Source organism: Finegoldia magna ATCC 29328, assembly GCF_000010185.1.
Lineage (GTDB): Bacteria > Bacillota > Clostridia > Tissierellales > Peptoniphilaceae > Finegoldia > Finegoldia magna_H.
Genome location: NC_010376.1, coordinates 1 through 20750, shown reverse-complemented (window position 1 = coordinate 20750; position 20750 = coordinate 1). Strand labels below are relative to the sequence as shown.

At 34.1% G+C, this 20750-nt stretch carries 27 protein-coding genes; 5 read left to right on the top strand and 22 right to left on the bottom strand.

Going from position 1 to position 20750, the window contains the following annotated elements:
- Nucleotides 1–2: 2 nt before the first annotated feature.
- The 6 genes from FMG_RS00130 to FMG_RS00110 all read right to left on the bottom strand — a co-directional run bounded on the left by FMG_RS00130 (nucleotide 3) and on the right by FMG_RS00110 (nucleotide 3155).
- Nucleotides 3–794, bottom strand: coding sequence for a metal ABC transporter permease (locus FMG_RS00130; RefSeq protein WP_002840978.1), 792 nt, complete (start codon nucleotides 792–794; stop codon nucleotides 3–5).
- A 7-nt stretch (nucleotides 795–801) separates the two neighbouring features.
- A complete protein-coding gene (locus FMG_RS00125; RefSeq protein ID WP_002835915.1) occupies nucleotides 802–1464 on the bottom strand; it encodes a metal ABC transporter ATP-binding protein in 663 nt (220 codons plus the stop codon).
- Nucleotides 1457–2401, bottom strand: coding sequence for a metal ABC transporter solute-binding protein, Zn/Mn family (locus tag FMG_RS00120; protein WP_012290112.1), 945 nt, complete (start codon nucleotides 2399–2401; stop codon nucleotides 1457–1459). Before FMG_RS00120 ends, FMG_RS00125 begins: the two co-directional genes overlap by 8 nt.
- Nucleotides 2402–2583: 182 nt before the next feature.
- Nucleotides 2584–2730: a YvrJ family protein gene (locus tag FMG_RS09560; protein WP_002837622.1), complete on the bottom strand. Its 147-nt coding sequence runs from the start codon at nucleotides 2728–2730 to the stop codon at nucleotides 2584–2586.
- A 9-nt stretch (nucleotides 2731–2739) separates the two neighbouring features.
- Nucleotides 2740–2958, bottom strand: a complete 219-nt coding sequence (locus FMG_RS00115) for a DUF2922 domain-containing protein (RefSeq protein ID WP_012290111.1) — start codon at nucleotides 2956–2958, stop codon at nucleotides 2740–2742.
- An 11-nt stretch (nucleotides 2959–2969) separates the two neighbouring features.
- Nucleotides 2970–3155 carry a hypothetical protein gene (locus FMG_RS00110; RefSeq protein ID WP_002837608.1) on the bottom strand — a complete coding sequence of 62 codons (186 nt, stop codon included), beginning with the start codon at nucleotides 3153–3155 and terminating at the stop codon, nucleotides 2970–2972.
- A 107-nt stretch (nucleotides 3156–3262) separates the two neighbouring features.
- Between FMG_RS00110 and FMG_RS00105 the strand changes: the two genes are divergently transcribed.
- Entirely contained in the window at nucleotides 3263–3661 is a 399-nt protein-coding gene (locus FMG_RS00105) for a DUF3139 domain-containing protein (RefSeq protein ID WP_012290110.1), read from the top strand.
- Between the two features lie 9 nt (nucleotides 3662–3670).
- Nucleotides 3671–4105 (top strand): DUF3139 domain-containing protein, encoded by a 435-nt coding sequence (locus FMG_RS00100; protein WP_002837615.1) that lies wholly within the window; start codon nucleotides 3671–3673, stop codon nucleotides 4103–4105.
- 73 nt (nucleotides 4106–4178) lie between these two features.
- On the opposite strand, the gene FMG_RS00095 is transcribed toward FMG_RS00100, so the two are convergent.
- Both FMG_RS00095 and FMG_RS00090 read right to left on the bottom strand, forming a co-directional pair.
- On the bottom strand, nucleotides 4179–4577 hold the full coding sequence (locus FMG_RS00095; protein WP_012290109.1) for a type II toxin-antitoxin system HicB family antitoxin: 399 nt from the start codon (nucleotides 4575–4577) through the stop codon (nucleotides 4179–4181).
- A gap of 38 nt (nucleotides 4578–4615) precedes the next feature.
- Nucleotides 4616–4804, bottom strand: coding sequence for a type II toxin-antitoxin system HicA family toxin (locus tag FMG_RS00090; RefSeq protein WP_002835924.1), 189 nt, complete (start codon nucleotides 4802–4804; stop codon nucleotides 4616–4618).
- A 228-nt stretch (nucleotides 4805–5032) separates the two neighbouring features.
- Here FMG_RS00090 and FMG_RS00085 point away from each other — a divergent pair, with 228 nt between their 5' ends.
- From FMG_RS00085 to FMG_RS00075, 3 genes are all read left to right on the top strand, one after another.
- Nucleotides 5033–5692 carry a YoaK family protein gene (locus FMG_RS00085; protein ID WP_002837584.1) on the top strand — a complete coding sequence of 220 codons (660 nt, stop codon included), beginning with the start codon at nucleotides 5033–5035 and terminating at the stop codon, nucleotides 5690–5692.
- Nucleotides 5689–6333, top strand: coding sequence for a DUF3841 domain-containing protein (locus tag FMG_RS00080; protein ID WP_012290108.1), 645 nt, complete (start codon nucleotides 5689–5691; stop codon nucleotides 6331–6333). The genes FMG_RS00085 and FMG_RS00080 overlap by 4 nt, the downstream gene beginning before the upstream one ends.
- A 111-nt stretch (nucleotides 6334–6444) precedes the next feature.
- Nucleotides 6445–6915, top strand: coding sequence for a GNAT family N-acetyltransferase (locus FMG_RS00075; RefSeq protein WP_012290107.1), 471 nt, complete (start codon nucleotides 6445–6447; stop codon nucleotides 6913–6915).
- A gap of 265 nt (nucleotides 6916–7180) precedes the next feature.
- Here the strand turns inward: FMG_RS00075 and FMG_RS00070 are convergent, their stop codons facing one another.
- The 14 genes from FMG_RS00070 to dnaA form a co-directional block, all read right to left on the bottom strand.
- Nucleotides 7181–7405 carry an LPXTG cell wall anchor domain-containing protein gene (locus tag FMG_RS00070; RefSeq protein ID WP_227930493.1) on the bottom strand — a complete coding sequence of 75 codons (225 nt, stop codon included), beginning with the start codon at nucleotides 7403–7405 and terminating at the stop codon, nucleotides 7181–7183.
- A gap of 71 nt (nucleotides 7406–7476) precedes the next feature.
- Nucleotides 7477–8835 carry a class II fumarate hydratase gene (fumC, locus tag FMG_RS00065; protein ID WP_012290105.1) on the bottom strand — a complete coding sequence of 453 codons (1359 nt, stop codon included), beginning with the start codon at nucleotides 8833–8835 and terminating at the stop codon, nucleotides 7477–7479.
- 12 nt (nucleotides 8836–8847) lie between these two features.
- Nucleotides 8848–9621, bottom strand: a complete 774-nt coding sequence (locus FMG_RS00060; protein ID WP_002837591.1) for an ABC transporter permease — start codon at nucleotides 9619–9621, stop codon at nucleotides 8848–8850.
- A gap of 1 nt (nucleotide 9622) precedes the next feature.
- Complete coding sequence (locus FMG_RS00055) at nucleotides 9623–10234, bottom strand: ABC transporter ATP-binding protein (protein ID WP_002837606.1); 612 nt, start codon at nucleotides 10232–10234, stop codon at nucleotides 9623–9625.
- Nucleotides 10235–11011, bottom strand: coding sequence for a SigB/SigF/SigG family RNA polymerase sigma factor (locus FMG_RS00050; protein WP_002837597.1), 777 nt, complete (start codon nucleotides 11009–11011; stop codon nucleotides 10235–10237). It lies immediately after the preceding gene.
- Between the two features lie 4 nt (nucleotides 11012–11015).
- Nucleotides 11016–11360, bottom strand: coding sequence for an ATP-binding protein (locus tag FMG_RS00045; RefSeq protein ID WP_002837594.1), 345 nt, complete (start codon nucleotides 11358–11360; stop codon nucleotides 11016–11018).
- A complete protein-coding gene (locus FMG_RS00040) occupies nucleotides 11360–11671 on the bottom strand; it encodes an STAS domain-containing protein (RefSeq protein ID WP_002837630.1) in 312 nt (103 codons plus the stop codon). The genes FMG_RS00045 and FMG_RS00040 overlap by 1 nt, the downstream gene beginning before the upstream one ends.
- Nucleotides 11672–11681: 10 nt before the next feature.
- On the bottom strand, nucleotides 11682–14102 hold the full coding sequence (gene gyrA, locus FMG_RS00035) for a DNA gyrase subunit A (RefSeq protein ID WP_002840807.1): 2421 nt from the start codon (nucleotides 14100–14102) through the stop codon (nucleotides 11682–11684).
- Between the two features lie 9 nt (nucleotides 14103–14111).
- Nucleotides 14112–16028 (bottom strand): DNA topoisomerase (ATP-hydrolyzing) subunit B, encoded by a 1917-nt coding sequence (gene gyrB / locus FMG_RS00030; RefSeq protein ID WP_012290104.1) that lies wholly within the window; start codon nucleotides 16026–16028, stop codon nucleotides 14112–14114.
- Complete coding sequence (locus tag FMG_RS00025) at nucleotides 16028–16270, bottom strand: DUF370 domain-containing protein (protein WP_041250564.1); 243 nt, start codon at nucleotides 16268–16270, stop codon at nucleotides 16028–16030. The genes gyrB and FMG_RS00025 overlap by 1 nt, the downstream gene beginning before the upstream one ends.
- Nucleotide 16271: 1 nt before the next feature.
- Nucleotides 16272–17339, bottom strand: coding sequence for a DNA replication/repair protein RecF (gene recF / locus FMG_RS00020; RefSeq protein ID WP_002839868.1), 1068 nt, complete (start codon nucleotides 17337–17339; stop codon nucleotides 16272–16274).
- Complete coding sequence (gene yaaA, locus FMG_RS00015) at nucleotides 17339–17545, bottom strand: S4 domain-containing protein YaaA (protein WP_002837593.1); 207 nt, start codon at nucleotides 17543–17545, stop codon at nucleotides 17339–17341. Before yaaA ends, recF begins: the two co-directional genes overlap by 1 nt.
- On the bottom strand, nucleotides 17538–18641 hold the full coding sequence (dnaN, locus tag FMG_RS00010) for a DNA polymerase III subunit beta (RefSeq protein ID WP_002837618.1): 1104 nt from the start codon (nucleotides 18639–18641) through the stop codon (nucleotides 17538–17540). The genes yaaA and dnaN overlap by 8 nt, the downstream gene beginning before the upstream one ends.
- 287 nt (nucleotides 18642–18928) lie before the next feature.
- Nucleotides 18929–20386, bottom strand: coding sequence for a chromosomal replication initiator protein DnaA (dnaA, locus tag FMG_RS00005; protein WP_002839867.1), 1458 nt, complete (start codon nucleotides 20384–20386; stop codon nucleotides 18929–18931).
- Between the last annotated feature and the right edge of the window lie 364 nt (nucleotides 20387–20750).

Here is a 20750-nt window from a genome sequence, read left to right as displayed (position 1 = left end):
TCCTATTTTCTCTTTATTATTAATGAAATTATCAACCAAATGACTGATAACAATACAATTACAGATCCCGGTCTAAGGTTTAATGCATACGATATGAAAAGACCCAAATACACGAAAATAACCGAAAATATTATTGAAACGATTAACGTGTTCTTGTAAGTTTTTGTGTATTGCATAGCGCTAATACTCGGTAATACCAATAGTGATGACACTATGAGGGAACCTATTGTTTTCGCTGAAATTGATATAGCTATTGCCGACAAAAATGTCACGCAAAAATTTATAAATTTTATATTAATGCCTAATATGCTAGCGGCTTTCTGATCGAAAATACTCAAGTACAAGCTCTTATACAATAGACTATAAGAAATCAAAACGAAAGCTGACACAGCTATTACCAAATAAAATTCTTCATCACTTATGGTTACAATTGATCCAAACAAATACGATGAGATGCTGTTGGTGTTTTTCACCATGGATGAAAATATCCCTGCAAGACCAATGGATGCCGCAAGTATTATAACCGTTGATATTTCCTGATATGATTTCAACCTATTTCTGATAACTTCAATAGACAGCCCTGCAAAAACACAGGCGATGATTGCCGCCAACAGTGGATTGAATCCCAATGCAAGTCCAATAGTTAGTCCTGCAAGTGATGAATGAGAAAGCGTATCTCCAATCATCGATAGCCTTTTTAATAGAACGACCTGTCCCATACAAGGAAGTATTATTGCTATCAACCCTCCAACGATAAATGCTCGTTGCATAAATTCGTATTCAAATATATCCATATTCTCCTCACAGACTAATCTCGTTATTATTTATTATCATTGACTTTTTATCTTTGATTTTAATAGCATAATCAATGTATTTTTTCGCCAAATCAAGCTGATGAGTTATCACAACAACAGTTTTGTTTTGATTTTTGAGAGTTGACAAGTTTTGGAAAAATTCATCTGCAAACTTCTTGTCTATACCACTTGTAGGCTCGTCCAAGAAAATAATCTTCGCATCTTTTATAAGTGCCAAGACAATTCCAAGCCTTTGAAGTTGTCCACCAGACAATTCATCCAATGCCTTCTTCCTGTGTTCAAAAAGTCCCACTTGTTTTAAATATATACTTGCATCAGTCTTTTTCTTCAAAAAAGACAAATGAATCTTCACAGCTTCCTCAATCGTAGTCGGAAAATTCCTATACGATAAAACAGAATTTTGGGAAATATACGCCAAATCTCTAAAATGATTATCCTCTTTTATATCTGTACCAAAAAGTTTTATCTCTCCATCGTAGTTATTGAGATTGTGCAAGATAAGATTCATCAAAGTAGACTTACCAGCGCCATTCTCACCAACTATTGCGACAAAATCTCCTTCTTTTACGGAAAAATTCACATTATCTAAAATCAGATTTTTGTCGTATGCAAAAGATAAATCACTGACAGAAATTACATCACTACTCATTAAAAGCTTCCACAAGTGATTTTAGATTTTCTTCCATAAGCTTCAAATATCCCTTGGCAACTTGATTTTCATCTAGATTTTCCATAGTGTGCAAAGTAGATGTTTTCGTGTTGGTGTTTTTTGCCAAAGTCTCTGCAACTTTTGGTGTAGCCTTTCCTTCAAAAAATATTGTAGAAATATGCTTATCCTTCACAAAATCAGCAATAGTTTTGAGTTGTTTTGCAGTAGGTTCATCCTCTGGAGAAATACCAGTCACAGCAACTTGTTTCAAACCATAATCATCTGCCAAATAATTAAATGCAGCATGAGAAACCACGAAATACTTCTCCTTGCTCTTTACCTTAGAAAGTTCTTGCTCGAATTTTTTATCCAACAAATCAAATTTGGCTGTGGAATCTTCTAAATTTTTCTTATAGAAATTTTCGTTTTCTGGATCAATCGCAGACACCTTCTCATAAATAGTATTCAACATTTTTTCAGCATTCTTTACTGAAAGCCAAGTGTGTGGATTGATAGCTTTCATATCAGAACCCTCACTTGAAGAATCCAACAAAGTTAGCCCCTTAGATAAATCCAAAAACTTTCCATCATCATTCATAGATTTTTTCAAATCATCAACAAAAGACTCCATTCCAGCGCCATTGTAGACAACCAAATCTCCCTTTAAAATATCCTTCATATTATCTGTCGTAAGCTCGAATGAATGCGGCTCTTCGTTCGTCTTGATAATAGTCTTGACATCCATCTTGTCTTGTACAATCATCTTCGTCAAATCTGCTACAGGAAAAAATGTCGCATAAATTGTCTTCTTTCCATTGGTTTTGTTCGTATCTTCTTGTTTTGTGTCTTGAGTTTTTGAATCTTGTTTGCTACAAGCAGTCACAAAAACCAAAACTAGCGCCAAAAGCACCAATAATTTTCTAAATTTTTTTATCATAAACTCCTCCTTAAATGCAAATTATTTGCAACAACTAATATAATACACCAATTGATAATGATTCACAAGTATTTTTTAAAATTTTTTAATTTCCAAACAATTGCACATAAAAAACGGTAAATCTCGTATGAGACTTACCGTTTTGTTGGTTTAATTTTAGGAAATGATATATGAAATTAAGGTTATCTGTTAAAGTTTGTGAGAATAGCGTTGAGCTTTTCAATGGAGATTTTGATATCTTCTAATCTGGATTCAACTCTGATTAGAAGAAATGCTGTCACTGAAATGGGAAAGCCTACGTTACCGACAAAACTTAAAAATTCGTCCATTTGTTAATCCTATTGTATATTCATTGGTTTCTTGTCTACAGTTATGATATCTGCTGAGATTTTCTTGTTGAAGGCAGCAGTTTTACCAGCGAATACTTCTGTTTGTAAGATTTGATCCATTGCATTTTTGATTTGTTCATCAGTTTTTGCACGATCATAGTTTGTTAAATTGATTGTCATTGTTTCATTTGAATCATTGCCTATCTTGATTTGTAAATATTCTTGCATTTAAATACCTCCTAAAGTTCTTTTTCTTCTACTACAAATATGCGTTTTTCAGATGCAGAAATCAATGAATTGATTGCATCTGCTGCGTTTTTCAATTTTTCATCAGTAACATTTGATGCTAAATTGCTGAATGTTTTGGAAGTTTTCTTGTTTTTTCCATCTACATTGTTTAATGAAGTGATTTTTAATTTTTTCATTTTCACTCCCCCTTTCATTTATACATACATTTGGGGGTGTGATTTTACTATTCTGATTTGAAAAATTTGGGTATAATGTAATTAACACAAGAAAGGTTGTGAAATTTATGAAAAGGTTATTCAAAATTCTACTTACAATTGTAATCGTCTACTTAATTGTCGGATGGACTATTAATCATCCAGTTCAATATTTTTGTGGAAAACACAGGCTGTATTCTTTTATGCAACAGCAAGGAACTAATAAAGATAATATTTTGAAAATTTCATCAAGTTATGATTATAAAGCCGGTAATCATGAATTTAATGTGATTTTTAAGGATGATCCATTGGTTGAATACCGTTACAGTTATCATTTGACTCATTTTAGCTTGTCTAATTTGACGCATTTGTTTGAAGATACCAACAAAATCAGTGTTGATATTTACGAATACGCTACAGGAAGTCCTATCGGAAACACCTATTTCAAAAAGGCAAAATACATGAAATACACTGATGGATGGCATTAAGAGGTGAATATGAAAAATAAATTATACAAATTTATCAAAATTGTGATCTGTATTTTTGTGATTTACAATGTTGTGTGGTGGGTTGTTGATCATCCAATTCAAAGCTATTTCGCAAACAAAAAACTTGACCAAGTCCTCACTTTACAAGGAACCGACAGATCCAACATCAAATCTATAGAAAAATATAATTATGCAAATGATAATACTACACGTTTTACAATATATTTCAAAGATGATCCCAATACACAATACGAGTACCGATATTTCTTGTACTCCAATGTTTATTTGAATCCTAGGAAAAATAACTACAACAAAATGTTTTGTTTTGCTTATGATATGAAACTAAAAAAAGAAAAAAACATGTACGACAATCACAACTACCTTGCAAGAAAGCCGTTTGCTGATTATATTAAATATAAAAAATGTTTAAATACTTGGAAATAATTAACCACTAAAAAAGCTCATCTAATAAGATGAGCTTGTTGCTTTTATAAATTGTAGTAAAATTGATGTCGTATTATTTCACATTCAATTCTTTTTCTAGTGCTTCAGTGAGAATTTTTGAGAAATTAATATTTTTATATTGTCCGAGCATGTTCAAGTGATTTGGTATAGTAAGTGTTTTTTTGGTATTAACAACTTTTACCTTCGAAAATTCGTAAGGTAACCACACGTTTACATATACAACAAATTCTCCTTCTTTGAGTTCTTTCATTATATCTTCTATATTAGAAGCTTTCTTGTATTCATCTTCTTCAAAATCATAAAAAATTAATCCGAAAACTTCTTTGATATTTTTCAACGCTTCTTCGATTGTATCTCCTTCTGCATAAATTTCTTCATAATCATAGCATTGAGCAAAATATCTACCATCTTCCTTGCTCATTACAACTGGATACAAAATATCATTTTTCATAATATCACACTCCTAAATTTCGAGAGATAGTGGCTGGTTTACCAACCAGCCTGTTTGTATATGCTCTTTAAAGTTTTTGTTGTAAAATCTTTTTGTGGATGCGCAACAGTTACAATCCCTTTTTTCACAGGATGTTTAAACTTGTGATGACTGCCATTGACGCTAACCAAATACCAGCCATCTTTTTTGAGCATTTTTATTATCTCTCTTGAGGTTTTTGACGTCATAGTTAGACTTCATAATTATAATAGCACGTATAAAACACGTGTCAATATTGTGGACTAAATTTGTTTATTTTGCCAACAAAATAAGCTCATCTAATAAGATGAGCTTGTTGTTTTTATAAATTGTAGTAGCGCAACGACTGACGATAGGATGATGGCTACGTTGTAATCTTATTGGTTTTTTCTATAAATTAAAAAATGGTATAATATAGTAAATAAGCAGGTGATTTAATGACACAAAAATCTGAAAGTATAGAAATAATGTTCATACTAACACTAATCGGAGGATTCTTGGATAGCTACAGCTACATCACTCGTGGAGGAGTGTTCGCATTCGCACAAACAGGAAATCTCGTGTTACTCTCGATAAATATTTGCTACGGAAATTTGGACAAAATAGCCCGCTACATCATGCCTATTATCGCATTCATATTGGGAACAACTCTGGTTAGAATTTTTGAGAAAAAATACAAATACATGAAAATCGTACATTGGAGACAAGTAATCATAGTGTTCGAAGGAATAATCCTAGCATTAGTTGGATTTGTACCAGAAAATTTGAACAAATTAGCATGCCTTTTAATATCATTCGTCTGCGCAATGCAAATCGAAGCGTTTAGAAGATTCAATGGTGTTGATTTGATGACAACAATGTGTACAGGAAATTTGAAAAAAGCAACCGACAGACTCATCGACTACTTCTACACAAAAGATAAAAATCTTCTCAAAGCATCATTTACAACATATGCTGCGATCTTGATTTTCATCATGGGATGTACAATCGGAACACTCACATCGTTTGTTTTCTCTACCAAATCAATCTTCATACTTCCTGTAGTCATACTCATTGCATTCATCATAATGCATGAAACAGAAAGGAGCAAAAAATGAAACAAATGAAAAATCCAAATGAAACAAATGGATATGTAATGCTCTACACAATGCAAGATAAAAGATCACTAGACGTATTGAAAAAAGAAAAAAGATTCATCAACAAATTGGAATACGCAAGTGAACACTTGGGAGACATCTACGAATTTTTCAGAGAAAAATACACGTATTTCGTCAAACAAGCAGAAACAATCGTCCCCAAACCAGACGATGTAAAACTACCGATTTGGTGTTCAGTCAGTAACAGAAACTGCATGAGACCAGACGAAAACTCCGTAGCATATTGTTTAAAAGTTCCTGCAGAAAAGATAGTCTATCTTGACGGATCAAAATGGGACTACGTCCTCAACAATCATTACGTCCCAACAGATGAAGACGATTTGAAACAATACTACAAATACTTGAAAGACCATAGAATGCCCAACCCATTTATAATAGGCTCCGAAGATTATAGATATTTGTATCCTGAAGAATACAAAAAAATATATGAAAGCTATAAAAAAATATTCGACATAGATAATTGGAACATATTCCAAGTCCAAGGAAACATCTGGGAAATCACAGAAGACATGATCATCAAAGTATTCTACCATGACGACCCAATAGATATATCAGAAGAAAATTTAATAGACTATTTGTAAAATGAAAAAATCATCTAAAGCTAAGAATATCATACGGAGTATAGATATTCGTGCTTGATGATTTTTTGTTTTACACACTGAAACAATATAAATGAAAAGGAAATGAAAAATATGGAATTTATTATTAAAGAAATACAAAATAAAAAAGAAAAAGAAAAAATATCAAGAGAAATCTTGAATGACTTGCCAGAATGGTTCGGCATGCCAGAAAGCACCGAAGAATATATCGTAGATTCGCAAAACAAACCATTTATAGCGTGTTTTCTAGAAGAAAATCCCGTTGGTTTTGTCGTTTTAAATAATACAAGCCCAGATTGTGCGGATATATTTGTAATGGGAATCAAAAAGAAATTCCACCGTCAAGGACTAGGCAAAAAATTAAATGAAGCCTATGAAAATTTAGCTAGAAAACTAGGATACACCTATTCCCAAGTAAAAACAGTAGAAACAGGCCACTACCAAGAATACGACATAACCAACAGCTTTTACCAAGCCATGGGCTATAAAAAACTAGAAGTATTCCCAGATTTATGGGATCAATGGAACCCTTGCCAAATTTATATAAAATTCCTTGGCAAATAAAAAAATCATCCAAAGCTAAGAATATCATACGGAGAAAATAACTATAAATCCAAGTGAAATAAGCCGTCAAGAAATCGCACTGTTTGAGCGATAGCGAGTTTGCGATTTTAGGCTTATGAGCTTAGGATTTATTTATTTTCGTAGTCTAGATATTCGTGCTTGATGATTTTTTTAATTTCGAACCGAAACTACATTTGTAGATAAAAAAACAGTTAAGCATATGTTCAATATGCTTAACTGCGTAAATTTATATATTAGCAATTCCTTACTTCTTTTCTCTTTTCTTAAAAAACACAAAAAATGCACCAGTAATTACGATTAAACAAGCGATGCTTATTAAAATATGCTCGTTGTCTATTCCCGCTTGTGGCAATATTTGTGTACTTGCCAACATTATATTATTTTCTGTTTGACCGTAGCTTATGTTGTATCCAATTTGCATCAGAAACATCATCACTGCTAGCACATATATCGTTAATTTCTTTTTCATATTCTCCCCCCATTACCCTCACACCTATTATATATTTTGTACTAATATTTTTCAATATAAAATATTTTTTTCTAACACATTTTAGTAGGGTCGACGTATTCGTCAAATTCTTCTTCTGTCAGAATTTCCAAATCGAGCGCTGCTTGTTTTAATGTTGTGTTGTTTTTGTGCGCGTATTTTGCGATGGTACTTGCTTTGTCGTATCCAATTTTCGTGTTAAGAGCTGTGACTAGCATCAACGAATTGTTCAAATAATAATCGATGACTTCTCTGTTTGCTTTGAGTCCTCGAAGACAATTGTCCGTAAAAGATTTCGTAGCGTCTTTGATTAATCTTACAGATTGCAATGCGTTGTAAATAATCACAGGCATGTAGACGTTGAGTTCGTAGTTTCCTTGGCTTGCTGCGACTTGAATTGTCGTGTTGTTGCCCATTATTTGCACACAAACCATTGTCAATGCTTCTGCTTGTGTTGGATTTACTTTGCCAGGCATGATTGATGATCCTGGTTCATTTGCAGGAATTGACAATTCTCCTATTCCACATCTAGGCCCACTCGCCAAAAATCTCACATCATTTGCAATTTTCATCAAATTATTGGCAAGGGCTGTGATTGCTCCATGAGTAAAGCTTATTGCATCTTTTGATGTTAGTGCATGGAATTTGTTTTCTGCAGTGACGAATTTTCCGTTTGTTTGTTTGTTGATTTCATCTACTACCATTTGGTCGAATCCTTTAACTGCGTTGAGTCCAGTTCCCACAGCTGTTGCTCCAATTGCAAGTTCATTCAATGCTTTGCTTGCTTCAATGATGTGTTGTTTTCCTTTTTTAATCATGAAAAGCCATCCGGATATTTCTTGTGACAATCTTAGTGGCACTGCATCTTGCAAATGTGTACGTCCGATTTTTATGATGTCTTTGTTTTCTTCCATCAATTTTTCCAAGACTTTTTCAGTGTTTTCAAGTTCTGCGATTAATTCAGAATCAATCATGTGTTTTAATGCAATGTGGATTGCAGATGGAAATGTATCGTTGGAACTTTGGGATTTGTTCACATCATCGTTTGGATGAATGATGTTTTCTCCATACTTTTTGTTTGCGATGTGAGCGATGACTTCGTTCACATTCATGTTGGATTGCGTTCCAGATCCAGTTTGCCACACAGCAAGTGGAAATTCATTGTCGTGTTGGTGATCCAAGATTTCATCACACGCACCCACAATCAAATCCTTCTTTTCGTCTGATAATTTTTCCAATTTGTTGTTTGAAATCGCACACGCTTTTTTTAATCTTGTAAGTGCTTTGATAACTTCAAGTGGCATTTTTTCTGTTCCAATTTTAAAATTGTTGAAACTTCTTTGAGTTTGTGCTCCCCACAACACATCGTCATTTACTTCGATTTCTCCGATAGAATCCCTTTCAATTCTCATTTTTTCCTCCAATTACAATTCAAAATTTATTTGTTCTCTATTGTTAATCAAACTTTTGTATCCTAGATAAAGCGACAAGAAACTTGCAATGTTAACGCTCGCACAGATTGCAATCATCACAGAAATCTGATAAATTATCGCAGTGTTCGGGCTAACTCCGGATAGGATTTGTCCTGTCATCATTCCAGGAAGACTTATAATTCCCATCGCAATCATACTGTTCAAATTCGGTAGTATCGCCATTTCTACGGATTGATTTACGATTGGAATTAAAGCTGTATCTGCCTTTACTCCCAAATTAATCAGCGTTGTGATTTTGTTTTTGTTCAGTTTCAAATTTTCGTTTAAGTAATTGACTCCCAAATTCACAGCCGTCATCGTATTTCCGAAAAGCATTCCAGAAATTGGAATCGCGTATTGTGCATCGAAAATCGGTTTTCTGATGACAAATCCAACGTAGAAACACTCCACGAGAATTCCCGAAAATAATATACTAAGTCCTATAATCACCTTGAATTTGTCCGATAAATTATTGCCTTTGAATACTTTTAAAGTGCTGAATGTCGCCATTATCAATATGTAAATTATTACAAATAAATTGTTGTTCGCATTTATAACATAAGTTAGGATGAAACCTACGATAATAAGTTGCACAGTCATTCGAAAACTCGCTATTATCAGTGTTTTCGCTTTGTTTATGCGGCATTTTTTCATTACGAATAACACAAACAACAAAAGCAGATAAATTAACAAAAACCTCGTCCATGGTATTTTAATTATTCCCATTTCAATCTCCTAAATCTATTGTTTTGTCTGCAAATTCATCCACCAAATTTCTCGCGTGACTCACAACTACAAGAGTAATATCATTGTGTTTACAATAATCCACGATATTTTTCATCATATTAAAAGCAGTATTGCTATCCAATGCGCTTGTCGGCTCATCCAATAACAAAACCTCAGGTCTCATGCTAAGAGCAATTGCCAAGAACACTCTTTGCTTTTCCCCGCCGGAAAGTTTCTCAACATCGAGGTTTACATCGACATCGAAATCTGCGATTTTAAGAAATTTCACAATCTCATCGTCTGTTAAGTTTTCCAAATCTCGCAGTTTATAAAACTCATGGAAATTTTCTTTTATTGTCATGTCGAACAAGAAATTTTCTTGGGAAGTCATCATGATGTTTCTTCTCAATTCAACAGGCTTGATGTTCAAAATATTCGTATCTTTGTAGAAAATGCTTCCCGATTTCATCTGTAAAGTGTTATTGATAAGTTTGAGAAGAGTGGACTTTCCGCTTCCACTCTTTCCCACAATAAAAACTATTTCGTTTTTATTTATAGTAAAATCATCGTATTCCTTGATGAATTTAACATTTTCAAATCTCAATATTTCCATTTAAAATTCTAGTTGCTCCTTGAGTGCAGCCTTGAATTTTTTCAGAATTTTCTTCTCCATTCTGCTGACAGTCATTTGCGAAATATCCAATTCCTCTGCGATTACGATTTGTGTTTTCTTGTCAAAATATCTTCCCAGAAGAATTTTCCTTTCAACTTTGTTCAAATCTTGCATGCATCTGTTGATTAAATCTCTGTTTTCGAACTTCAGCATGTCCTTGTCTTCTTCTCCAATCAAATCGCTAAGATTAGTTTCCCTGTCTTCATTTGATTGATCGATCGATTGATCCAATGATTGTGGGGCGTAGACCTTCGCTCCTTCCAACACTTCCAACACTTCTTCGTTTGATATCGACAGATAATCTGCGATGTCTTCAACTGTTGGAGATTTTTGCATTGTTTGTGACAAATGAACCTTGGCTGTCGCAACTTTTTTGTTGAGCTCTTGAATTCTGCGTGGAACTCTGATGACCCAGCCTTTGTCTCTGAAATATTTTTTGATTTCTCCGACGATTGTAGGAGTTGCATAAGAGGAGAACTCGTAGCCTTTTGATGGATCGTAGCGGTCAATCGCATAAATCAGTCCGATACATGCGACTTGGTACAAATCATCGTATTCGATTCCCCTTCCTGTGTATTTTTTTGCTAATATTTCAGCGATATACAGGTTTTTTTCCACGAGAGTATCCCTTGTTTTCTTGTCTCGTGTTTCTTGGAATTTCAAGAATAATTCTTTAATATTTTCCTGTTCTTCTTTACTAATTGATTTATTCGCCATAATATTATTTCCTATTCTTGATAACTTTTATCTCACTTCCATTGATTTCGTATTCATCCATTAATGATTGGATAATCATTTCTGATATTTTATCCTTTTCGTTGTTTTCACGTGGATTTTTTCCGTCTAATTTGAAAATTAAACTTAGAGATTCATCGTCAATAATCATCGTGCAGTCGATGATTTCGGATCTATTTCTCTGCAAATTCAAGCACTCACTAGCACACAATTTGATATCTTCAATATCATCTAGTGAAAACCCACATTTCATCGCAACGAAAGATGCTGAAAGTCTTATAAGAGATACATTTTCTTTTTCATTTTGAAAACTTAATCTGAATTCTTCCATTATATCTCCTTTATTACGAAAATCTTGTCCATTTCAGTTATAGTGAACACTTTGTTGACGTGTTTTTTGATGTTATCAATGTAGATTTTGTGGTTGTTATCTTTGATTTCGTTGTACACTTTAATCAACGCACCCAATCCAGTTGAATCTATAAATGAAAGATCTGTCGCTTCTATTCTGATGTCTTTCGGATTTTTGTTGTATTCTTCCAATAAATCATCTCTGAATTCGTCACAAGTATTGATGTCCAAATCACCTTGAACACGCACAATTATCTCGTCTTTTGTGACTATATCGTAATTTAATTGCATAATTTTCTCCTTATTCTTCAAAATATTTAGCTACAGCTACTATTGCATCTTCGCCCTTATCTGTATTTTTCAACAATACCCCAGATGTATTTCTTGAAAGTGTAGATATTCCTTCTGCTTTTATTCTGATAACCTCAGCTTGTTTGCTAATCAAAAGAATCTCGTCGTCTTTTTTCAATGCCTTCGCACACGCTACATCTCCTGTTTTCTTGGCGATCTTGTAAGTTCTGATACCTTTTCCACCTCTATTTTGAGTAGTGTAGTTGGATAGTTCAGTCTTCTTACCGTAACCATTTTCACTGATAACTGCCAAGAATTCATTGTCTTTTACCAAATCAAATGAAATAACCTCATCGTCTTTGTTAAGAGTAATAGCCTTTACTCCGATGGCATTTCTCGATAAATCTCTCAATTGATCCACATTAAATTGCAAACTCATTCCTTTTTTAGTGACGATAATTACTTCTTCATTCTTTTCGACAAGTTTCACATCGATAAGCTCGTCGCCCTCATCGAATTTGATAGCTATGATACCAGTTTTTCTGATATTTTCGTACAAACTCAACGAAGTCTTCTTCACTTTGCCTTTTTTAGTGATAAATATTATAAATTGGTCGTTTTCTTTTTCCTTATCCAATGCCAAAACTTGTGTAACATTTTCGTCAGCATCTATTTGGATAAGATTGATGATGTTGGAACCTCTCGCTGTACGGCTTGCTTCTGGCACTTCGTAAGCTTTTAGTGAGTAAACTTTTCCTTTATTAGTGAAGAACAACAAATCTTGGTGAGTTGTAGTTGCGAACATATCTTTGATGAAATCTCCGTCTTTCATTCCCATAGCATTCACGCCTCGGCCACCTCTGTGTTGAACCTTGTATGCATCAGTTGAAATTCGTTTGATGTAGCCTTTGTTAGTGATAGTGATGAACATGTCTTCTTCTTCCAAAAGTTCCATGTCTTCAAAATCTCCGTCATCTCGTAGAATTTTAGTTCTTCTATCGTCTGCGTATTTTGTTCTAATTTCTGATAATTCGTCTTTGATTATTTCTAACAACATGTGTCTGTTATTCAAAATTTCTGTCAATTTTTCAATCAAAGCGCTCAATTCGTCAAATTCATTTTGTAGTTTTTCTTTTTCCAAACCTTGTAATCTTTTAAGTCTCATGTCCAAGATTGCTTGTGCTTGGATTTCTGAAAAACCAAATCTTTCCATCAATTTTTCGAGCGCATCATCATAACTTGTTCTGATAATGTGGATAATTTCATCGATATTGTCGATTGCTTTTAACAATCCTTCAACAATATGAATTCTCGCCTTCGCCTTGTTCAAATCGAATTGCGTTCTTCTTCTAACGACTATTTCTTGGTGAACAAGATAATGGTCGATTAATTGTTTCAATGTCAAAACTTTTGGAACGCCATTTACAAGGGCAAGGTTAATTATCCCAAATGTAGTTTGCATTTGAGTGTATTTGTACAAATTGTTAAGCACGATATTTGGATTGGCATCTCTTTTTGTTTCGATGACAATTCTCATACCTTTTCTGTCTGATTCATCTCTCAAATCGCTGATGCCTTCTATTTTCTTTTGTTTTACAAGATCTGCGATTTTTTTGATTAAATTGGATTTGTTGACTTGGTAAGGAATTTCTGTGACGATGATTTTGAATCTGCCCTTTGATTCCTCGATTCTAGCTTCTGCTCTTAGTCTAACTTTTCCACGTCCTGTTGTGTATGCGTTCTTGACTTCTTCAAGTCCCATGATGTTTCCACCTGTCGGAAAATCAGGAGCCTTGATGTATTTCATCAATTCTTCAATTGTTATATTTGGATTGTCAATCGTTGCTATTAGCGCATCAATTGTTTCTCCCAAATTGTGTGGAGCCATATTTGTCGCCATACCAACAGCGATACCACTGGATCCATTTACGATTAAATTTGGAAATCTTGATGGAAGTACAACTGGTTCTTGTTCTTCACCGTCGTAGTTGTCTTGGAAATCAACAGTGTCTTTGTTGATGTCACGCAACATTTCAAGTGCAAGTTTGTCCATACGTAACTCCGTGTAACGAGGTGCCGCAGCTCCGTCACCATCGATTGAACCGAAGTTACCTTGACCATCTACAAGTGGATATCTCATGTTGAAATCTTGTGCAAGTCTTACAACTGCATCGTAGATTGCACTGTCACCGTGAGGGTGATATTTACCCATTACTTCCCCTACAAGTCTTGCGGACTTGGAGTATTTTCTATCTGGGAACAATCCTTGTTGTTGCATTCCGTAAATTATACGTCTGTGAACAGGTTTCAATCCGTCTCTTACATCTGGAAGCGCACGAGATACAATTACACTCATAGAATAATCCAAATATGCACTTTCCATTTCTCTTTTCAAATCAGCTGGTTTTATATTGAGTTTTCTTTCTGTCATATTATTCTCCTAAGCGTCAATGTTTTGTGCATAAACAGCGTTTTGTTCTATAAATTCTCTTCTTGGTTCTACATTGTCTCCCATCAAAACATCGAATGTGTTGTCAAGTTCGTTCTCGTCTTCACCGTCGATTTCAACTTTGATAAGAATTCTGTGTTCAGGATTCATTGTAGTATCCCACAATTGTTCTGCGTTCATTTCACCAAGACCTTTGTATCTTTGAACTTTGATGTTACTTCTTTCACCGTATTTTTCCAACGCTTCTTCCAATTCTTGTTCTGTGTAGCAATATTCCATTACCTTAACACCTTTGATGATTCCGTAAAGTGGTGGTTGTGCGATGTATACGTGACCTTTTTCCACTAATGGCTTCATAAATCTGTACAAGAATGTAAGTAATAGAGTTCTAATATGCGCTCCGTCGACGTCGGCATCGGTCATTATTACGATTTTTCCGTAACGAAGTTTACTGATGTCGAAGTTCTTGCCGATTCCCGTTCCAAATGCAGTAATCATCGCTTTGATTTCTTCTGAATTTAGAACTCTTTCAAGGTGAGCTTTTTCTACATTCAAGATTTTACCTCTCAATGGCAAAATAGCTTGGAATTTGTTGTCCCTGCCACCTTTTGCAGAACCACCGGCAGAATCCCCTTCGACAAGGAAGATTTCGTTGTATTCGATGTCTGAGCTTTGGCAGTCGGCAAGTTTTCCAGGAAGTGTCGTATTGTCAAGCACTGATTTTTTACGAACCAAATCCCTCGCACGTCTGGCTGCAAGTCTTGCTTTTTGTGATGCCAATGCTTTTTGGATAATTGTTCTGACGATTTTTGGATTTTCTTCAAAATAAAAACTCAAATGCTCATACACAACGCTGTCTACAACAGTTCTAGCTTCTGAGTTACCCAATTTTCCTTTAGTTTGTCCTTCGAATTGTGGATTGTTTAGTTTTACTGAAACAACCGCAGTGATACCTTCTCTGACATCATCTCCAGACAAATTATCGTCTTTTTCTTTTAATATATTTTTGTTTCTTGCATAATCGTTAAGTGCACGCGTAAGTGCGGATTTGAATCCTACAACATGCGTTCCGCCGTCAACTGTTTTGATGTTGTTAGTAAAGGAAACTATCGTTTCGTTGTAGCTTTCAGTGTATTGCATAGCTATTTCAACTTTTGTAGTGTCCTTTTCTCCTTCGATATACATTACCTCGTGATCCAAAGGCTTTTTCGATTTGTTGATGTATTCTACAAATGATTTGATACCACCTTCGTAGTGGAACAATTCCTTGTAGCCGTCTCTTTCATCAGAAAATTCAATCTTCACGCCCTTATTCAAAAACGCCATTTCTCTGAATCTTTTTGCAAGAACATTCTTGTCGAAATTCAACGTTTCAAAAATCGTATCATCCGGCATGAATTCAATCGTAGTTCCAGTTCCTCTGACATTTTCTTTTACAACAGTAAGTCCTGTTACAGTTTTTCCTTTTTCAAATCTTTGCTCATACATCTTGCCGTCTCTTTTTACTCTGGCAATAAGGTATGTACTTAAAGCATTTACACAACTTACCCCAACTCCGTGAAGACCACCTGAGTATTGATAAGCATCGTTTGAAAATTTACCACCTGCGTGAAGCACTGTAAGTACAGTTTCAAGAGTTGATTTACCTGTTTTTGGGTGTGTTTCAACAGGAATACCAGAACCGTCATCTTCTACGATAATGGAATTGTCTTTTTTAATAGTAACCTTAATCAAATCACACACGCCAGCCAACGCCTCGTCAATCGAGTTGTCGACTACTTCGTAAACCAAATGGTGTAGACCTTTTTCATCTGTAGAACCGATATACATCCCTGGTCTGACACGAACCGGTTCCAATCCTTCTAATACTGTAATCTGATCTGCAGTATATTCTCTATTTTTCTTCATTATATTCCTTTCATAAAGTTATTCATCAAATAATTGCCACTGATATTTGACTTGTAAACTCCTCTATTAGTTATGACTATAGACCTTATAGTAATGCTCTCATCCTCATTCACAAATTCCACGTTTTTCGTATAATCCAAATCATCCTTCTTGAAATCTGTGAAGAATTTGTCCGAAACATTAACCACAGCTATAATCTCTTTTTCATCAATTAATGTGTTGTTGCCAATATCCAAATACATATCATTCACCTATTTTTATCGTGTACAAACCTTCTGGTGCTCTTTCTGATGTAGTCAGAAAAGCTTGGAAATCCTTGATATATCTGATGATGTAGTTGATTCTGTAATCGTCAAGTTCACTGAACACATCATCCAACAAAATAATTGGCATTCTATCATTATAAAATCTACTCAAATCCAATTGCGCAAGCTTCATCGATAAAATAGCAGTTCTCACCTGAGCCTGAGATGCAAAAAACTTAGCCTGTTTGTCGTTGATTAAAATATCCAAATCATCACGATGGATACCTAAATTAGTTTGCTTATTTTCCAAGTCCTTTTCCAAAATATCTCTCAAACTCTTGTAATAAGTGTTTTTTTGATCAGTCATATCCTCTACATATCTAATCGAAAATTTATTTTCCATGTACAAATCGTCATTCTCATCACTCAAATTCTTGCACACATTTTTTGCGATAAGATGAAGTCTTTCGACATAACTTTTTCTCTTGTGCATAATGTATGAACCAAAATCTGATAATTGAATATTCAACGCCTTCAACTGCTCATTAAAATACGAATTGTATCTGTGGTTTTTGATGAGCTTGTTTCTCTCATCCAACACTTGATTGTATTGTTTCAAAACAGTCCTGTAATAATTGTCCACACCACTTATGGACTCATCCAAGAATTTTCTTCTCAACGATTTCGACTCTTTAATTATCTTCAAATCGTCTGGCTTAAACACAATACACTCAAAATATTCGTTGTATTCTTTGATAGTATTCACAAAAGCTTCGTTCACATTGAGTATCTTTTCGTTACTTTTAATAGTAATATCTATCTTATCCTCAAAACCATCATCGTAGACATCCATGACAATACGAGCCTCATCTTCACCGAACTTAATCAAATGAGAATTGGTATTGGTTTTGAAACTTTTTCCCTTCAAAGCTACATTAATAGCTTCCAAAATATTAGTCTTACCCGAGGCATTTCTGCCTACAATAAGATTTAGACCATCACAAAAATCCAATTCTATTTCACAGAAATTCCTGTAATTATATAATTTTAATTTTTGAACGATCATTATTCGACTACGTACTTCTCTCCTTCAAATTCCACAACATCTCCTGGATAAAGTTTCTTGCCGCGTCTTGTTTCAACCTCGTCATTTACCTTAACCAACGATTCTTTTATGAGTTCTTTCGCCATGCCACCAGTTTGTGCGATGGATGCGAATTTTAGAAACTGTTCCAATTTAATAAACTCAGATTCTATTTTGACACTAATCATTATTACCTCCTGCAAGTTTTACTGGAAGGACAAGATAAGTGTAATTCGTATCGTTAAGTGGCTTGAAAACCATCGGTCTCAAACTTCCACTCATATTCAATGTAATATCGTCATCATCTATTACCTTCAACCCATCCAACAAATACTTCGCATTAAAAGCTATCCTCAAATCCTCTCCACCGATTTCGCACTTCACATACTCATCCACCTTACCAATATCAGTATTAGATGAAATGTGCAATTCATTTCCCGAGAAATCAAGCTTAACCAAGTTTGCCTTGTCTTCTTTTGCCATCAAAGACGCTCTTTCCAATGCCATTTGCAAAGCTCTCTTTTCTATAGTAACAACAGTTGAGAAATCTTGTTTCATAACTTGATTGTAGTCGATGTATTGACCATCGATTAGTCTAGAATAAACATCAGTGTTTTCCAATTTGAAAATAATATTTCCAGTAATAATGTTAAGAGTGATTTCCCCTTCTTCCAAAATCTTGTAGACTTCATTCAAAGCTCTCGCAGGAACAATGGCCTTCATTTCGAATTCACTCACATTACTCAAACAATCAAGTGAAACTCTGTAACCATCCAATGCCACAAACTCGATTCTATCATTCATAATATTGAACAAAACACCAGTCAAATCCGGCCTTGTTTGGTCCATACTCGTAGCAAATGATGTTTTTCTGATAGAATCTCTAAGTTCAGATTGTTCCAAAGTCAATTTAACATCCTTATCTATATAAGGAAGAGATGGAAATTCGTTGGAATCTTGACCTTGAATGTTAAATTCCGTAGACAAACATTTGATATTGATGTTATTATCGTCAACTTCTATATATATATCGGCGTCTGGAAGTTTTCTTATTATATTACCTATCATTGACGAGTTGATTACAATTTGTCCTTTTTCGTAGATTTCACAATTTGCTCTCGTATCCACGATAAGTTCCAAATCAGTCGCCACAAGGCGTAGACAGTTTTCTTCTGCAATGAACAAAATTCCCTCTAATATCTGAATAGTTGTCCTAGATGACACCGCTTTTTGGGCAATGTTGATATGTTTTAGTAATTCTTTTTGAGATATTTTTAATTTCATATTTTACCTTTCGTTTATACAAATAATAATAATAGTTAGTAATAGTAGTAGTAGGGCTGTTTGTATTGTGGATAACTCAAGTTTGTTTGTAATTTGTGGTGTTTTGTCTATTGATAAAGGTGTGTATATCATTGGCACAAACTGTGCTGTTATCAACATTATCAACTTTTCACAATTTTAGTTTAACACTTTAAAGTTATCAACAACTTATCCACATAGTTATTAATATTAAAATGTGGATAGAAAACTTTAAAATACACTTATCCACAATTTTTAAGTTTAATATATTAAGAATTTTGAATGTAATTGATTAGATTTTCAATTTCTTCGTCAAATTCTGAATTTTTCTTGATATCACTCTCAATTTTCTTGATTCCATGCATAACTGTTGAGTGATCCTTGCCAAAACTTGAAGCAATACTAACCAACGAAATATCCAACAATTTTCTGGACACATACATTGCTATTTGCCTTGGATATGCTATTTGTTTGGAGCGTTTCTTGGATAAAAGATCATCTAAAGTGACATTGTATCTATCACACACGCACTCAATGATTAAATCTATAGTTACAGGTCTCAATTGAGTTTCGGCGATAAGTTGTTTTAATACGTTTTTCGCCAAATCCAATGTAATGTTGCCATCTCCTATCAGAGTTTTCTGACCTACAACATTCATTACTGCCCCTTCCAACTCACGAATATTGCTTTTGACATTCATAGCGATATAATCGATTATTTCAGGTGGAAGTGATGTATTATTTCTATCCAAATACTCGTTTACAATGGCCACACGCGTTTCGTAATCTGGTGGTTGAATGTCTGCCATCAATCCCCACTCAAAACGAGACACCAACCTCTCTTCCAATGTTTTGATCTCTTTTGGAGGTCTATCACTGGAAAGGATGATTTGCTTGTTGTGGTTGTACAATTCATTGAATGTGTGGAAAAACTCCTCTTGTGTACCTTGTTTTCCAGCAATAAATTGAATATCGTCAATTAGAAGCACGTCTATATTTCGGTATTTTTGTCTAAATTGTGAATTCTTTTTCGTAGATTTATCTCCAATTGAAGAAATAAGCTCGTTTGTAAATGATTCACTCGTAGTGTAAATAACCCTCGCTTTTGGGTTGTTTTTAAGTATTTCGTGAGCAATGGCATGCATCAAGTGAGTCTTCCCCAATCCGGCTTTTCCATGGATAAACAATGGATTGTATGCTGTGGCTGGGTTTTGTGCGACTGCAAGTGCTGCAGCTAATGCTAGTTCGTTGTTTTTGCCTTTTACAAATGTATCGAATTTGTATTTGGCGATTAAATTCTTGCCGTAAGGGCTAAAATCTGTTTGTTCTTCTGCCTGTTCTTGTGTTTGTTCTGGTTGGGTTGCTACAGGATCTTCAATCTTGTATTTTTCCTCAGATTCATCTTCATTTACTAGAATTGATCGTTGACCATCAATATTTTGGTTTTGAATTATATTTTCGTCTTTGTAGTTATCCATTTCGTAACGGTCTATGATGACTACTTTTCTCTTGACATTACTGATGAAATCCAAGTATTTTTGAATATCGTCGTAGTATTTGTTATAGATTGTTTTTTTGGTAAATCTATTTGGAGAAAGCAAAATAAATTCAGTATTTGTTAAATAAAGAGGTTTTAATGGTGCAATCCACGTGTTGAAGTTCAAATCCGACATTTCCTGTTTAAATGTGTTAGAGATTTTTAACCAGAGTTCATCTTTGTCGGTCATTTTTCACCTCGTTTTTTTAGTTATCAACAAGTTTATCCACAAAATGATAAGTTATCCACATGAAATAAATAGCTATTTTTCAAATTAAACAAAAAAAATTTATAATTTATTCACATTTGCACAACTTATCCACAATGTTTTATAGAAAAATAATTGTGGATATTAAATTAGAATATACAGCAAATTCGTTAAGTTTTGAAACAAGAATTCACATATTATCCACAACTTATCCACAATTTGTTAATAAATGCGTACTTTTCATACTTTTTGATACTTTAATTATAGCAAATCATATCTTTTATTACAAATTTATTGAAATTTTTGATAAATGGTTTCGTGGTTTAAAAAACTTATCCCCAAAATG